The following is a 15,718-nucleotide window of genomic DNA, read 5'->3' on the forward strand; positions in this document are numbered from 1 at the left end:
CATCGGGAGGCCCGAACAAACATGAAAAAGCCACTACCCGACCCTAGCCGGATCAACTTTCGCCTGCTGCACTATTTCCGCGTGGTGGCAGAGGAGATGAACTTTACCCAGGCCGCACAGCGGCTGAACATGTCCCAACCGCCGCTCAGCAAACATATCAAAGAGCTGGAAAGCCAGCTGGGGGTGGAGCTATTCAAACGCACCACCCGCTCCATGGCGCTGACGCAGGCTGGCCGCACTCTGTTCCATAACGTCGAAACATTGCTGGATCAGGCGGGCAATGCGCTCAATCAGGTGCAGCAACTGGGCCGTGGCGAGGCCGGCCATATGGTGATTGGCATGGTAGGCACGTCGGTCTGGGGCGGTTTGATCCCGGCACTGAAACGCTTTACCGGGCAGGAAGAGAAGGTCACCTGGACGTTGAATGAACAAACTCCCAGCCAGCAGATCGTCTCATTGCAGAAGCGACATATCGATATCGGGGTCTGGCGTGAGGCAAAACAACAGGCGCTGCCGGGGCTGGCCTGTCAATTATTAGCGCGGGAGAAGATCTCGGTGGTGCTGCCGACGGGGCATCCACTGGCTACGGGGGAAGAAATCCCACTACAAGCTCTGGAGCATGACAAATTTATCGTGCTGCCGCCCAACGAGGCCAGCCTGGGGCTGTATCTGCACAACCTGTGTCTGCAGCATGGCTTTGCGCCAGATATCGTCCATCAGGTCAATGAACCGCAGACCTTGATGGCGCTGGTGGCGGAAGGCTTTGGCATCACGCTACTGCCGGACAGCTATGGGCGCATACCGTGGCCCGGCGTGCGTTTCTGCCCGTTGCAGGCGGCCCCTTCGGCGGATCTGTATGCGATCTACCACGCCGAAAGTGCCACACCGGTGGTGAAGGCGTTCCTGAAAATGCTGCGAACGCCCGGGGCTGTTTAAGCGGAAGCCTGAACCACAAACTGGCCGGTCGAACCGCGATCGGCCATTTCCAGCGTCTGGCTGTAGAACAGGAACGGGAAGTGCTCCGAGGAAACCTGGTTGAAGTACACCAGCAGCTCCACGTCGCCGTCGACCCAGACGGTATCCTTCCAGCCGCGATCTTCCGCCATCGGCTGTGCGCCATTGACGCGTTTCACCAGGAACTGCACGCCCTGAATGTGGAACGCCTGCGGCGTATCGGCATGAATGGTCCAACGCTCCCAGGTGCCCTGCATCGTTTGTACGTCGATGCGGTTCATATCCCAGATGGCCCCGTTGATGCCGGCCATCTTGTCTCCCAGACGGAATTCACGCGAGCGGCTGACGTTACCATCCAGCAGTTGATCCGCCAGCAGGCGCATCGGCAGATTGTCGGTGACCAACGGCAACAGGCCCGTCGGTTTCAACGTCAGTACCTGGGTGGAAACCAGCATGCTGGAAGGTTCAAACAGACCGCGCAAACGATCCATGATCCCTGCCGCTTCACCGGCGGTTAGGGTCACTTCAGCCCCCTGCGACATGTCGATCAGCACTTCGCGGCGCTCACCTGGAGCCAGAGAAAGTTGCTGTACCGCGACCGGTGCAGGCAGGAACCCTTGATCGCTGGCGATCACGTTGATCGGCCGCCCATCACTCAGTTGCAACGAATAGCGCCGTGAGTTTGAGGCGTTCAGCAGGCGCAGGCGAACCCAGCCACGTGAGACTTCGATAAACGGGTTCTGCACGCCGTTGACCAACAGCGTATCGCCAATAAAGCCCCCCTGCGCCGGAGGATCGTATTCCGGCGTACCGAAGTTATCCAGGCGCTTGTCCTGAATAATCAGCGGGAAATCATCGACGCCGTAATGGTTCGGCAACGGCAGGTTTTTACTGACTTCATCCTCGACCAGCCATAGGCCAGCCAGGCCGTTGTAGACGTGCGGTGCCATGCGGTTCGGCGTGTTGGCGTGATACCAGCAGATGGCCGCCGCCTGACGAATAGGGATCACCGGCGACCAGTCAACGTTGGGCGACATCATGCGCGGTGCCCCGCCCATCAGGGTACCTGGCACCTGCAACCCGCTGATGGTCATCGATACCGGCTCGGGCAGGCGGTTGCTGTAGATCAGTTTGACGTCGTCACCGTTGTAGACCCGCACCGTCGGCCCCAGATACATGCCGTTAACCCCCCAGACGGACGCTTTACGGTTGTCCATAAAGGCCCAATGGGCACGTTGTAGGGTTAAAAACAGCGGCTGGCCACGGCGGGATTCCAGCAGTGGCGGGATCGGTAACGGAGTTGGCATCCCGCTCGCTTCAGCCCTCAGCGGCACCGTTCCCGCGCATAGCGCCAAGCCCGATGCTTGAATAAACTGACGTCGACTGAGTGACATATCTTCTCCATGAAAACAAAGCTGAACCTTGTGCAAAGCCCCGCTAAAGCGGGGCATAAACGGCATGAGGCCGTATGAAAATATCTAACCCTATACCCTATGAATTTCAAGCTGCAGCTAGGCGACAAGCTTGCTCATCCCCAGGAGCTTACTTTTGGGTAAGTGACTGGGGTGAGCAAGTGCAGATAACAACGCTGCAGCTTGAAAGACGACGGGTATATACTGTTATTTTTTGGCGGCGTCTAATTGGGCAACTTCCGCATCCAACTGGTCAATCTTCGCCTTCATCAGCTCGCGGCAATGGGCCGCCAGCTCACGCACCTGTTCTTTACTGTAATGACTGGTATCGACAGGTTCCAGCATCTCCACAATCACATGGCCGTTGTTCCAACGGTTCAGCTTGATCTTGTCGGTAGAAGAAACACAGATCGGTACAATCGGCACACCAGCCGCGATCGCCGCGTGGAATGCACCGGTTTTAAACGGCAGTAAACCACGGCCACGGCTGCGGGTTCCTTCCGGGAACATCCAGATCGAGATGTCCTGTTTCTTGAAGGCATCCACCACCTGAGCAATGGTGCCATGGGCTTTAGCGCGGTTATCCCGGTCGATCAGCAGGTTACCGGTCAACCAGTAAAGCTGGCCGAAAAACGGGATCCACACCAGGCTTTTTTTGCCCACGGTCACGGTGCGTGGCTGTACCGCATTAGAAACCGTCACCATGTCGTAGTTGTTCTGATGGTTGGCAATGTAAATACATTTGCCGTTATTGTCCGCGCTAGCAGGCTTACGGAGTTCAACCTTGATGCCGAACACTGTCGACAGGCGACCAAACAGATGGCCAAAGGTCGCTACATGGCGGGGGTTACGCGGGCTGAACAAGCAGTAAAGCGAACCGAAAAAACTCACCAACAGGCAATAGACCGTGACAATGATCGCACGTAATATCAATAACATAACAACCTCATTAGCACACTGCCAACCCGGCCGCTGAGCGGCAGGGAAGATTTCTTTTTGTATGAGGAGCGCAGGCGGAAGAACGCGCGGCGCTTCTAAGTTCTCTATTTTCCCGCCAGCCAGCGATCGGCACAATAAATTTATAGCCGGAAAAATTAACTAACTTAAAAAACATCAGGATAAAAAAGCCTGAACGAGCGAAGCATGCAGCTAAGCGGGCGCAGCGTGCAGCGCCCCTAGTAGGAATACCCGAGATCGCATGGGCGCAATTTATTGCACCCATGCAGGGTATATCACCGCTTTACTCTTCACTGTCACCCAACGATTCGCGCTCTGGCATATCCACCTCAACCCGATCGATACGCTGCAGGCCACGTGGCAACAACGTGCCTTTACGGCCACGCTCGGCGCGGAATTTCTGCAGATCTTCCGGGCGCAGTTTCAGCTTGCGCTTGCCCACGTGCAGGGTGATCGAGGTCTGCGGCGGCAATACGAACAGCCAGGCCAGTTTATCTTCCCCGCTGGCGGCCTGCGCCGACGGTATCGAGATAATCTTGTTGCCCTTGCCCTTCGACAGCTGTGGCAGATCGGCGACCGGGAACATCAACATACGGCCAGCGGTGCTGATTGACAGCAGCATATCGTCGCTGCCGTGGATTTCCATCGGCGGCAGTGCCTTGGCGTTGTCCGGCAGGGTGATCATCACCTTACCGGCGCGGTTGCGTGCGACCAGATCGTTGAAGGTACACACGAAGCCGTAGCCAGCATCGGAGGCCATCAGCAGCTTCTGATCGTCCGCAGCCATCAGCACCTGCTCGATGGTGGCACCTGGCGGTGGCGTCAGCTTACCGGTTAACGGTTCACCCTGGCCACGTGCCGAAGGCAACGTCAGCGGATCAAGCGCATAGCTGCGGCCAGTCGAGTCGATGAACACCACCGGCTGGTTAGTCTTGCCGCGTGCGGCGGCAAGGAAGCTATCCCCAGCCTTGTAACTCAGGCCGCTCGGATCGATATCGTGGCCCTTGGCGCTACGCACCCAGCCCATTTGCGACAGCACAATCGTCACCGGCTCTGAAGGCACAAAATCGTGCTCGCTCATGGCTTTGGCTTCTTCACGTTCGGTCAACGGCGAACGACGATCGTCGCCATAAGCCTGCGCATCGGCCTGGATTTCTTTCTTGATCAGGTTGTTCAGCTTGCGCTCGGAAGCCAGCAGCGCCTGCAGATGATCGCGCTCTTTTGCCAGCTCATCCTGCTCGCCGCGGATCTTCACTTCTTCCAGCTTGGCCAAATGGCGCAGCTTCAGCTCGAGGATCGCTTCGGCCTGCGTATCAGAGATGCCAAACCGCTGCATCAACACCGGCTTCGGCTCATCTTCGCTGCGAATGATGTGGATCACTTCGTCGATATTGAGGAACGCAACCAGCAAACCTTCCAGGATGTGCAGCCGTTTGAGCACTTTTTCCAGGCGGTAATTCAAGCGGCGGCGCACCGTATCACGGCGGAAGACCAGCCATTCGGAAAGGATCTCCACCAGCCCTTTGACCTGCGGGCGGTTGTCCAGACCGATCATGTTCATGTTGATGCGGTAGCTGCGCTCCAGATCGGTGGTGGCAAACAGGTGGTTCATCACCTGATCCAGATCGATACGGTTCGAACGCGGCACAATCACCAGACGGGTCGGGTTTTCGTGGTCGGATTCATCGCGCAGGTCTTCCACCATCGGCAGCTTTTTGGCGCGCATCTGGCTGGCGATTTGCTCCAGCACTTTGGCACCGGAAACCTGGTGCGGTAAGGCGGTGATCACCGCGCTACCGTCTTCTTTCTTCCAGATGGCACGCATGCGTACCGAGCCACGGCCATTCTGGTAAATTTTGCGGATCTCTTCGCGCGGGGTAATAATTTCCGCTTCAGTCGGGAAGTCCGGCCCCTGCACAAACTCCAGCAAATCGTCGAGCGATGAGCCTGGTTTGTCGATCAGGGCTACCGCCGCGGCGGCAATTTCACGCACGTTATGCGGTGGAATATCCGTTGCCATCCCTACCGCGATACCGGTTGTCCCGTTGAGCAGGATGTTCGGCAGGCGTGCAGGCAGCATCTTCGGTTCTTGCATGGTGCCGTCGAAGTTGGGCACCCAGTCCGTGGTGCCCTGGCCCAACTCGCCCAGCAGCACTTCGGCATATTTCGACAGGCGCGATTCTGTATAACGCATCGCGGCGAAAGATTTAGGGTCATCCGGTGCCCCCCAGTTCCCTTGGCCATCTACCAGCGGGTAGCGGTAAGAGAAGGGTTGCGCCATCAGCACCATAGCTTCATAACAGGCGCTATCACCATGCGGATGATACTTACCCAACACGTCACCGACGGTACGGGCGGATTTTTTGAATTTGGCGTTGTTGCTCAGCCCCAGCTCCGACATGGCATAGATAATGCGGCGCTGTACCGGCTTTAAACCATCGCCGATATACGGCAGCGCCCGATCCATGATGACGTACATGGAATAGTTCAGATAGGCGTTTTCAGTGAATGTGTGCAGCGGTAGACGCTCAACACCGTCATGAGTCAGTTCGCTCATTACTCAGATATCCTCAGACGACAAAGGGTCGATTCTGCCCGCGATAGTAACCCATCTGCGGGGTGGCTGTCACAGATGCTGCGTGGATTGGTCATTGATGCTGGCGATCGCCCCAGTTTATGCGAAATTCTGCCATCAGTGGCCGCCTTTCTTGACTCACAGTCAACACTGTTGTGCGCTAGATCGCATTTTTCCCTGCTTCAGGAAGGATTACACTCCGTTTCAACGATATGCCTTACGGCCATCACATTCTACATTCTGACAGGAACCCAGCATCCATGAGTAATATCCTGATTATTAACGCCAAGAAGCAATTCGGCCACTCCAACGGTGAGCTGAACCAGACCCTGAGCGACGTAGCCGAAAGTTTCCTGCGCGATGCCAAGCACGATGTACAGGTCACCGTAGTCGATGACGGCTATGATATCGAAGCCGAAGTGCAGAAGTACCTGTGGGCCGATACGGTGATTTACCAGATGCCAGGCTGGTGGATGGGCGAGCCCTGGATCCTGAAAAAATACCTCGACGAAGTGTTCACCGCTGGCCACGGCAGCCTGTATGCCAGCGATGGTCGCACCCGTTCCGATGCCAGCAAAAAATACGGTTCCGGCGGGCTGATCCAAGGCAAGACCTACATGCTGAGCCTGACCTGGAATGCCCCGTTGGAAGCCTTTACCGATCCCGACCAGTTCTTCCACGGTGTGGGCGTAGACGGCGTTTATCTGCACTTCCACAAGGCCAACCAGTTCCTGGGGATGGAAGCACTGCCGACCTTCATCTGCAATGACGTCATCAAACAGCCGGATATCGCCAACGATATCGCACGTTTGCGCGCACATCTGGGCGAAGTGTTTGCTTAACTGTGATGGGTTTTATAAATCATACCGTTAACCAGTGAGGCCGTAATGATCACCGTAATTGCAGAAATCAGAACCAGACCGGGTCATCGTGAAAGCGTCTTAAAAGCGATTGAAAAGCTGTTGCCAGCGGTGTTGGCAGAAGAAGGCTGTGGCGGCTATCAGCCGATGATCGATGCCGATACCCAGGCACCTTGGCAGAAGCGTTCGCCGGATTCGATCTTTATGTTGGAGAAGTGGCAGAGCCAGGCGCATCTGGAACAGCACCTGCAGATGGATCACATGCTCAAGCACCGTGAAACCATCAAGGACAGCGTGCTGGACACGACCATTTATGTGCTGGATAACCCCTCACCCTAACCCTCTCCCACAGGGAGAGCAGCTGTGTTTAAAGTCAACGGGTGATGATTAATTTGTCACCCAGTTTTTATTATCCCTTAGCATCGCATTCAGGATGGTTAGCAGCTTTCTCACGCAGGCGGTCACCGCCACCTTGAACGGTTTTCCACGCCCTGTCAGGCGCTCGTAGAACTCCCTGATTGTCGGGTTGTACCGCACCGCTGACAAGGTCGCCATGTATAGCGCTGAACGCACCGCGCTTCGCCCTCCCCAGATACTTCGCTTCCCTTTCATTTTTCCACTGTCATGGGCATAGGGACACACGCCAACCAACGCGCTTATTTTGTGCCGATTCAGCCTCCCCAGCTCCGGCAACATCGCAAGAAGCACCGCCATCGTTGTCGGCCCGATACCTTTGACTTCCTCCAACAACGTCGCCTTTTCCCGCCACAGAGGCATCACTTTTATTTGCTTGTCGATATCGTCATCTGCATCCCGGATTTCAGCGGTCAGCCAGTCGATATGCCGCTTGATGCCCGCTGAGACCACCACGTCATCGCAGCTTTTATAGCGGTTTATCTCCATGGTCCTGTTATCGACCAGTTGGCGACGGCGGGTCACCATCCCGGCTAGACGCTGCGTCTGTTCGTCCGGTGTGGGGCGGGCTTCGGGCTCCATTCTCCGGCCAAACTCGCAGATGATACGCGCATCATTCGGGTCGGTTTTGTACAGGGTCCCTAGCGCACGAGCGAAGTTCTTCACCTGGCGTGGATTGACCACGGCTACAGGCAACCCAGCCAACTCAAGCGTAGCGGCCAGTAATGAGTGATATCGACCTGTCGCCTCCATCACGACAAGCTTGACGGTGATGGCAGAGAGCGAACTCAGCAGCTGCTGATGGCCCTCCGGTGTGTTATCCAGATGCAGAAGCTGACGAGTTGGGTCGATGTATACGTCAAAAGTGTCTTTGGCAATGTCGATACCGACGGTTGCATGTTCAGTCATTTCAAGTCTCCCGGCCTTGTAAGATACGGGCTGGCTGATGCCGCCCTGGCAGCTGTTCGGGTTAACAGGAAAACTGACGCCACGCCATAAGCTCTCCCACGGGCTTGTGGTCCCTGAGGGGAATCGGGCTGTAGCGTCAGGTACAACTCGGTTAAAGTCTACCCGCCTTTGGGCGGGTAATTAAAGTACCTTAAACATACAAGGGGATAGTCCGTGCCACAACTTGATTACAGCACACTTCCTCTGCTTCAACCCTACTTCTGCCCCTGAAGACGACGCTGTACTAGCCCCCTCTCCCTGTGGGAGAGGGCTGGGGTGAGGGCAACAGACATCTCCGCTCTACAGGCTCTGTGCATCGGTGATATGCGCGCTGACATAGTCCAGAAAACAGGTGATCCGCGCGGCCAACTGGGCATTGCGATAATACACCGCGTTAATCGGCTGGCGGACATCCAACGTTTCGGCCGCCAGCAGCTGAACCAGACGCCCTTCCCGCTGATCTTCCCGCGTCATAAAATCGGCCAATTGGGCTATCCCTTCCCCGCGTAGCGCCAGTTGCCGCAGCGTTTCGCCGCTTGAGGCCGATAGCGTTGGGGTAATGGCAAAGCGCTCCGCCTGTCGATGGCGCAACGGCCACAGGTTGAGCGACTCGGGCTGCGTAAAGCCCAGCAGGCTATGGTGGTTTAGCTCTTCGACACTCGGCGGTGCTCCAAAGCGGGCAATATAATCTGGGCTGGCAAGGATGCGTAACCGGCTCGCCCCCAGCAGGCGAGCGTGAATAGTGGAGTCTCGCAATGCGCCAATACGAATGGCGATATCGGTGCGTTTCTCCAGCAGATCGATAATCAGGTTATCGGTGTTCAGCTCCAGCTCAATCTGTGGGAAACGTTGGCGGAAACCGGCAACCAGCGGCACGATCACATGTTCCATAAAGGGCGCGGCAGCGTTGACCCGTAGCCTGCCTGCGGGGTTCAGACGACGTAGCGCCATCTGCTCCTCAGCATGTTCCACCGAGTTGATAATTTCCCGCGCATGGGCCAGAAAGCTCTGCCCCTCTTCGGTCAATTCCAGACGACGTGTGGTGCGGCGCAATAAAGTGGTATCGAGTTTTTTTTCCAGACGGCTCAGCGCCCGGCTGATGCCAGAGGTGGTTTGGCCAAGCTGCTCGGCGGCGGCAGTGATTGAACCGCTGTCGACCACGGAGGTATAAGCCAAGAGTTCTTCGAGGGTGATTTTCATGCATTCCGCCCTGGGTTATCGGGCGCAGCACGCAGTGCGCCAGGGATGGCACAGTGTAAAAACTTGGGGCCGCGGTTGCGGCCCCACAGGCATCAGACTGAAAGCTCGGCGGTGTCGCCCTTGTCTTGCAGCCAGTTGCGGCGGTCTTCCGAACGCTTCTTCGCCAACAGCATGTCCATAATGGCCATGGTCTGATCGGTATTCTCGTCATCGATGGTCAACTGCACCAGACGGCGAGTGTTGGGATCGAGCGTCGTTTCACGCAGTTGCAGCGGGTTCATCTCACCCAGCCCTTTAAAGCGCTGTACGTTCGGCTTGCCCTTCTTACGCTTCAACTGCTCCAGCACGCCGGCTTTCTCTTCCTCGTCGAGGGCGTAATAAACTTCTTTGCCCAGGTCGATACGGTATAGCGGTGGCATCGCAACGTGCACATGGCCACCCTTTACCAGCGAACGGAAGTGGCGGACAAACAGCGCACACAGCAGCGTGGCGATGTGCAGGCCGTCGGAGTCCGCATCCGCCAGGATACAGATTTTGCCGTAGCGCAGTTGGCTGAGATCTTCGCTGTCGGGATCGATGCCGATCGCCACGGAGATATCATGCACTTCCTGCGAGGCCAACACTTCGTCTGAGGACACTTCCCAGGTGTTGAGGATCTTGCCCTTCAGCGGCATGATCGCCTGATATTCGCGATCGCGCGCCTGCTTGGCCGAGCCGCCCGCCGAGTCCCCTTCCACCAGGAACAGTTCGGTCATGCTCAGATCCTGCGAGGTGCAGTCCGCCAGCTTGCCCGGTAACGCAGGCCCGCTGGTCAGCTTCTTACGCACCACCTTCTTCGCCGCACGCAGGCGACGTTGAGCGCTGGAGATTGCCAGTTCGGCCAGTTGCTCGGCCGCCTGGACGTTCTGATTCAGCCACAGGCTGAAGGCATCTTTCACCACGCCGGAAACAAACGCCGCGCACTGACGGGAAGAGAGCCGCTCTTTGGTCTGGCCCGCGAATTGCGGATCCTGCATTTTCACCGACAGCACGTAGGCACAGCGGTCCCAGATATCTTCCGCAGACAGCTTCACGCCGCGCGGCAGGATATTGCGGAATTCACAGAACTCGCGCATCGCATCCAGCAGCCCTTGGCGCAGGCCGTTGACGTGCGTCCCGCCCTGCATGGTGGGGATCAGGTTGACGTAGCTCTCCGTCAGCAGTTCCCCGCCCTCCGGCAGCCACAGCAACGCCCAGTCCACCGCTTCGGTATCACCGGCAAAATTGCCGACAAACGCCTTTTCCGGCAGGGTGATCAGGCCGTTCACCGCTTCCATCAGGTAGTCGGTCAGGCCGTCCTGGTAGCACCAGCGCTGCTCGGTATTGTTCAGCTTGTCGATAAAGTAGATTTCAACGCCGGGGCACAGCACCGCTTTGGCTTTCAGCAGGTGCGACAGGCGGGAAACCGAGAAGCGCGGGCTGTCGAAGAACTGCTCGTCAGGCCAGAAGTGAATGCTGGTACCGGTGTTGCGCTTGCCGCAGCTACCGGTCACCGCCAAATCCTGCACCTTGTCGCCGTTCTCAAAAGCAATGCTATAGACGTTACCGTCGCGCTTGACGTTGACTTCCACCCGTTTGGACAGGGCGTTAACCACCGAAATCCCCACGCCGTGCAGGCCGCCAGAGAACTGGTAGTTCTTGTTGGAGAATTTACCGCCCGCGTGCAGACGACACATGATCAACTCAACCGCCGGTACGCCTTCTTCAGGGTGGATATCCACCGGCATGCCGCGGCCGTCGTCGATCACTTCCAGTGACTGATCGGCGTGCAGGATCACGTCGATACGCTTGGCATGGCCCGCCAACGCTTCATCGACGCTGTTATCTATCACCTCTTGGCCGAGGTGGTTCGGACGCGTCGTGTCGGTATACATACCGGGACGACGGCGCACTGGTTCTAGACCGCTGAGTACTTCAATGGCATCAGCGTTATAGCTGGATTGAGTCATCGTTGATTATTTTTTCGTGGTTGAGGGAAGGTGCCGAAATCGCCCGCTGCCTGTTCAGTATATCTGTGATAGCTGAAGTTGCTGCGGCGTCATAGCCCTAAAAAATCCACAATCTGGGGGAAGTAGTGCTCGAAACCGACGAAAGCGTGGTTTCCGCCCGACTCCACCGTTTGCCGGCAGGCGGTGTAATAAGCCACTGCCTGACCGTAATCGAGAATTTCATCGCCCGTTTGCTGTAGCAACCAGATTAAATCCGGCGACTCCAAGGGATCGACCTGCATCACTTTCAGATCATAAACGTGGCGTGACTCTAACACATATTGCTGCCCGGTGTAGGGGTTCTCGTTGCGCCCCAGATAGTCGATCAGCAGCTCATACGGCTTCACCGCAGGGTTTACCACTACCGCTGGCAACGCAAAACACTGCGATAACCAGGTGGCATAATAGCCGCCCAACGAAGAGCCTACCACGCCCATCGTCTGGCCTGCCCGCGCCATCACCAGATCTTCCAGCATTTCTGCCGCCTCCGCCGGGTAAGGCGGCAACTGCGGTACCAGCATGTCGATATGGGGATGATGTTCCGCCAGCCAGGCTTTGAAAGCCGTGGCCTTGGCCGAAAGCGGCGAGCTGTTGAAACCGTGCAGGTAAAGTAAGGTTGAAGGCATCAGTAGCCGTCCGAATCCATGTCGGGGCGGAAGTCATCGTTTTCCAGCCGGAATACCTGGGTTTCCACCCGGCCATCCGGCAACAGGTCGAGATAGCGCCAACCTGGGGAAACGTCGTCGATCGTAAAATTGGTGCAGTGTGGCTTGAATTGCACGCAGGTGGACGGCGTGGCCAACAGCCGACGCCCGTGCCAGCCCAGATCCAATTCCTGGTGGATATGCCCGCACAGCAGGGTATTCACTTTCGGATAGCGCCACAGCATGGCCGCCAGCGTATGCGGGTTACGCAAACTGTGTTGATCAAGCCAGGTGCAGCCGGAAGGCAACGGATGGTGATGCAGTAATAGCAGCGTATAACGCTCTGGGTAAGCCTCCAGGCAACGCTCCATCCACTCCAGCTGGTATTCGCTCAGCTCGCCGTGCGGTACGCCAAACACCTGGCTATCCAGCAATAGCACCTGCCAGTTGTCCCCCAGCAGCACCTGCTTGGAAGGCGAGATACCGGCAGCGGCCAGTGCATCTACCATCGCAGGCTGAAAATCGTGGTTCCCCGGCAGCCAGACACAGGGCGCGGGCAAACGGGTGATGCCATCGGCAAAGTGCCGGTATGCCGCCTGGGAATGGTCCTGCGCCAGATCGCCGGTTGCCACGATCAGGTCGCACTCACGCTGCTGCGCGATCACCGCATCCAGCACCGCGTGATAGCTGGCATAGGTATTTATGCCAAGCAAGGTCTCATGCTTGCCAGCAAACAGGTGGGTATCAGTTATTTGTAGGATCCTGACCTTGGCCCCACTCGCCACGGGCAGTCTAAACAGGCTTTCCAAATGGTGTCCTTTGTTATCTCATTCTGCCTAACAAGCCGGAACCGCCATTGCTCCATGCGCTAAACAGTAGCGCAACCAATCAGCAAGAAACTGGTTAATTTGATGCTTTTCGTCGCGTTGATGCAACTTTTTGTTCGGATAATCATAACGCGCTTTAAACCGATAGATCTGCTGACTTGAACACACTTCCGCAACCATCGCGTCGTGGTACAGCCTCACCGTCATCGCAGGCAGGCTCCAGTAGCTGACCGCAGGCGCAGTCTGCTCAATCTGCACCAGCGTGGTGTAACGGGTAGATTCAACAATAGTCAGACGATAGTGGGCGCCATTCACCTGATAAGTGACGGTTTCATCGACTTCGTCGTTACGCGGCATCAAACGCCGCAATTGCGCGAAGTTGGTTTCACACAATCTCATCATTTCGGGGAAGTCAGGGGTATAGCGCTTTTGCATTTAGTTGGCCCATTCTGCTTTAAGCGATTCATGGTGCAACGCCAGCCACTGCAATGCAATCACTGATGCGGCATTATCAATCGCGCCTTCTTCAACCCAGCGGTAAGCCTGTTCGCGGCTGACCACGTGGACACGGATATCTTCATGCTCTTCGGGCAATCCGTGGATCCCTTCGGCCGTCAGGGCGTCAACCTCGCCGACCATAATAGACAGGCGTTCGCTGGTGCCACCAGGGCTGGCCAGATAGCTCAGCACTGGCTTGCAGCGCCCCACCACCACGCCAGCCTCTTCCAATGCTTCGCGGCGGCATACGTCTTCAACGCTTTCTCCCGTTTCGATCATACCCGCAACCATTTCCAGCAGCCAAGGAGAAGCTGAACTATCAATGGCCGGGATCCGCAGTTGTTCAACCAGCACCACTTCGTCCCTGATGGGATCATAGGGTAGCAACACCGCCGCATGGCCGCGCTCAAAAACTTCGCGAGTGACCTCACCGCTCATCTCACCGTTGAACAGACGATGGCGAAAGCGATATAAGTCGAGTGAAAAAAAACCACGGTATAGCGTCTCTCGTGCAATAATTTCTACATCATTTTTGTCGAAAGTAACGGGTGAAGGTTGCGAGCGGTTCATCTACGAATTCTCCTGTGTGATTATGCCGGCAAAATAAAGGGATTTGATGACAGAAACGGCGGGATTATCTTCACCCGCTTTGTGTTAGATTGTGAACCATGATATCAGGTAGCGCCGATGCAAATAGCCCAGTGTCAGTAAACGTAGCGTACACCAAGGTAAAAGTTCTGTGAGATGGCACATTAAGCCACCCTCAGCGCTCGGCAGACTCTGCTAGAATTGGCAACTATTCGTCTATCGTCAGCGCTAACATAGCAATATTGCTGCACAACAAGGAATGCAAATGAAGAAACTGCTCCCCCTTCTTATTGGTCTGAGCCTCGCAGGCTTCAGCACCATGAGCCAGGCAGAGAACCTGTTGCAGGTTTACAAACAGGCCAGGGAAAGTAACCCAGATCTGCGTAAAACCGCTGCTGACCGTGATGCGGCGTTTGAAAAAATCAACGAAGCACGCAGCCCGTTGCTGCCGCAGCTTGGCTTATCTGCCGGTTATACCTATAACAACGGCTTCCGCGATGCCAATGGGCTTGACAGCAACACCACCCAAGGCTCGCTGGCGCTGACCCAGACTATCTTTGATATGTCCAAATGGCGCGCGCTGACGCTGCAGGAAAAGGCCGCCGGTATTACCGATGTCACTTTCCAGACTTCATCCCAGAAATTGATCCTGGATACGGCTACCGCCTATTTCAACGTACTACAGGCGATCGATGCCCTGTCCTACACCCAGGCGAATAAACAAGCGGTTTACCGTACCTTGGATCAGACCACCCAACGTTTTAACGTAGGCTTGGTTGCCATTACCGACGTGCAGAACGCCCGTGCCAACTACGATACCGTGCTGGCCAACGAAGTGACTGCCCGTAACAACCTGGATAACGCGGTAGAATCGTTACGCCAAATCACTGGCACCTTCTACCCGGAACTGGCCTCGCTGGATACCAACAAGTTCAGCACCAAGCGCCCGGATGCCGTCAACAGCCTGTTGAAGGAAGCGGAAAGCCGCAACCTGAGCCTGCTGTCTGCCCGCCTGAGCCAGGATCTGGCCCGTGAGCAGATCAAATCGGCGCAAACCGGCTATATGCCAACGGTTGATTTAAATGCTTCTACCGGGATCACCAATTCCAAATACAGCGGTTCCAGAGCTAACACCGGGACTAGTGGCAACGACTCGATTAATGGCCAGAACCAGGTCGGCATCAGCGTTAGCGTGCCACTGTACAACGGCGGCGTAACCAACTCGCGTGTAGAACAGGCGCAGTACAACTTCGTCGGTGCCAGCGAGCAGTTGGAAAGCGCCCACCGCAGCGTGGTGCAAACCGTGCGTTCCTCCTTCAACAACGTTTCTGCGTCTATCAGCAGCATCAGCGCTTATAAACAAGCGGTGGTTTCTGCCCAGAGTTCTCTGGATGCGACCGAAGCCGGTTACGAAGTGGGTACCCGTACCATCGTTGACGTGTTAGATGCGACGACCACGCTGTATAACGCCAAGCAACAGCTTTCCAATGCGCGTTATTCTTACCTGATCAACCAGTTGAACATCAAATCGGCGCTCGGCACGCTGAACGAAAACGATCTGATGATGCTGAACGGAGCACTAGGCAAGCCAATCTCCACCGCGCCAGACGTGGTAGCACCACCAACAGCGGCGCAAGATGCCTATGTTGACGGTTCCAGCACCACCAGACCGTAACCAGCAGCTTTGAGCTACCGAATAACGGGGCCCGGCATTTGCCGCGCCCCGTTTTTTTATCCAATAATCCCGCTTCTGCCCATCGCCTCACAGCCTCTGTAAATGGGTTAATGTTATGATTCGCTCCCTATTTGGGTTT

The 15,718-nt window shown here is 56.3% G+C and carries 14 protein-coding genes; 4 read left to right on the forward strand and 10 right to left on the reverse strand.

Translation table 11 applies throughout. From position 1 onward, the window contains the following. The first annotated feature begins 21 nt into the window (after nucleotides 1-21). On the forward strand, nucleotides 22-936 hold the full coding sequence (locus tag WN53_RS04140; protein WP_037411332.1) for a LysR family transcriptional regulator: 915 nt from the start codon (nucleotides 22-24) through the stop codon (nucleotides 934-936). Here WN53_RS04140 and ftsP read toward each other — a convergent pair. The 3 genes from ftsP to parC form a co-directional block, all read right to left on the reverse strand. After that, nucleotides 933-2,348 (reverse strand): cell division protein FtsP, encoded by a 1,416-nt coding sequence (ftsP, locus tag WN53_RS04145; RefSeq protein ID WP_024483022.1) that lies wholly within the window; start codon nucleotides 2,346-2,348, stop codon nucleotides 933-935. The genes WN53_RS04140 and ftsP overlap by 4 nt on opposite strands. 225 nt (nucleotides 2,349-2,573) lie before the next feature. Beyond that, the gene (locus tag WN53_RS04150; protein ID WP_046808020.1) at nucleotides 2,574-3,305 is read right to left on the reverse strand and encodes a 1-acylglycerol-3-phosphate O-acyltransferase; all 732 of its coding nucleotides are present in this window, start codon (nucleotides 3,303-3,305) and stop codon (nucleotides 2,574-2,576) included. Between the two features lie 301 nt (nucleotides 3,306-3,606). After that, nucleotides 3,607-5,880 carry a DNA topoisomerase IV subunit A gene (gene parC / locus WN53_RS04155; protein WP_024483024.1) on the reverse strand — a complete coding sequence of 758 codons (2,274 nt, stop codon included), beginning with the start codon at nucleotides 5,878-5,880 and terminating at the stop codon, nucleotides 3,607-3,609. A 278-nt stretch (nucleotides 5,881-6,158) separates the two neighbouring features. Here parC and WN53_RS04160 point away from each other — a divergent pair, with 278 nt between their 5' ends. Together WN53_RS04160 and WN53_RS04165 are read left to right on the forward strand one after the other, a co-directional pair. Next, nucleotides 6,159-6,740, forward strand: a complete 582-nt coding sequence (locus tag WN53_RS04160) for an NAD(P)H-dependent oxidoreductase (RefSeq protein WP_024483025.1) — start codon at nucleotides 6,159-6,161, stop codon at nucleotides 6,738-6,740. A 45-nt stretch (nucleotides 6,741-6,785) separates the two neighbouring features. Continuing rightward, nucleotides 6,786-7,097, forward strand: a complete 312-nt coding sequence (locus tag WN53_RS04165) for a putative quinol monooxygenase (protein WP_024483026.1) — start codon at nucleotides 6,786-6,788, stop codon at nucleotides 7,095-7,097. A 48-nt stretch (nucleotides 7,098-7,145) separates the two neighbouring features. Here the strand turns inward: WN53_RS04165 and WN53_RS04170 are convergent, their stop codons facing one another. The 7 genes from WN53_RS04170 to nudF all read right to left on the reverse strand — a co-directional run bounded on the left by WN53_RS04170 (nucleotide 7,146) and on the right by nudF (nucleotide 13,886). Beyond that, entirely contained in the window at nucleotides 7,146-8,081 is a 936-nt protein-coding gene (locus tag WN53_RS04170) for an IS110 family RNA-guided transposase (RefSeq protein ID WP_024483027.1), read from the reverse strand. Nucleotides 8,082-8,420: 339 nt separating this feature from the next. After that, the gene (locus WN53_RS04175; RefSeq protein WP_024483028.1) at nucleotides 8,421-9,320 is read right to left on the reverse strand and encodes a LysR family transcriptional regulator; all 900 of its coding nucleotides are present in this window, start codon (nucleotides 9,318-9,320) and stop codon (nucleotides 8,421-8,423) included. Between the two features lie 92 nt (nucleotides 9,321-9,412). Beyond that, nucleotides 9,413-11,308 (reverse strand): DNA topoisomerase IV subunit B, encoded by a 1,896-nt coding sequence (parE, locus tag WN53_RS04180; RefSeq protein ID WP_021179517.1) that lies wholly within the window; start codon nucleotides 11,306-11,308, stop codon nucleotides 9,413-9,415. Between the two features lie 89 nt (nucleotides 11,309-11,397). Beyond that, complete coding sequence (gene yqiA, locus WN53_RS04185) at nucleotides 11,398-11,973, reverse strand: esterase YqiA (protein WP_024483029.1); 576 nt, start codon at nucleotides 11,971-11,973, stop codon at nucleotides 11,398-11,400. Further along, nucleotides 11,973-12,800, reverse strand: coding sequence for a 3',5'-cyclic-AMP phosphodiesterase (cpdA, locus tag WN53_RS04190; protein ID WP_024483030.1), 828 nt, complete (start codon nucleotides 12,798-12,800; stop codon nucleotides 11,973-11,975). The genes yqiA and cpdA overlap by 1 nt, the downstream gene beginning before the upstream one ends. A gap of 27 nt (nucleotides 12,801-12,827) precedes the next feature. Next, nucleotides 12,828-13,253, reverse strand: a complete 426-nt coding sequence (locus tag WN53_RS04195; RefSeq protein ID WP_021179514.1) for a DUF1249 family protein — start codon at nucleotides 13,251-13,253, stop codon at nucleotides 12,828-12,830. Further along, nucleotides 13,254-13,886 (reverse strand): ADP-ribose diphosphatase, encoded by a 633-nt coding sequence (gene nudF / locus WN53_RS04200; RefSeq protein ID WP_021179513.1) that lies wholly within the window; start codon nucleotides 13,884-13,886, stop codon nucleotides 13,254-13,256. 283 nt (nucleotides 13,887-14,169) lie between these two features. Here nudF and tolC point away from each other — a divergent pair, with 283 nt between their 5' ends. Beyond that, on the forward strand, nucleotides 14,170-15,579 hold the full coding sequence (gene tolC, locus WN53_RS04205; protein WP_046808021.1) for an outer membrane channel protein TolC: 1,410 nt from the start codon (nucleotides 14,170-14,172) through the stop codon (nucleotides 15,577-15,579). The last annotated feature ends 139 nt before the right edge of the window (nucleotides 15,580-15,718 follow it).

Origin of the sequence: Serratia fonticola, assembly GCF_001006005.1 — a bacterium.
Lineage (GTDB): Bacteria > Pseudomonadota > Gammaproteobacteria > Enterobacterales > Enterobacteriaceae > Chania > Chania fonticola.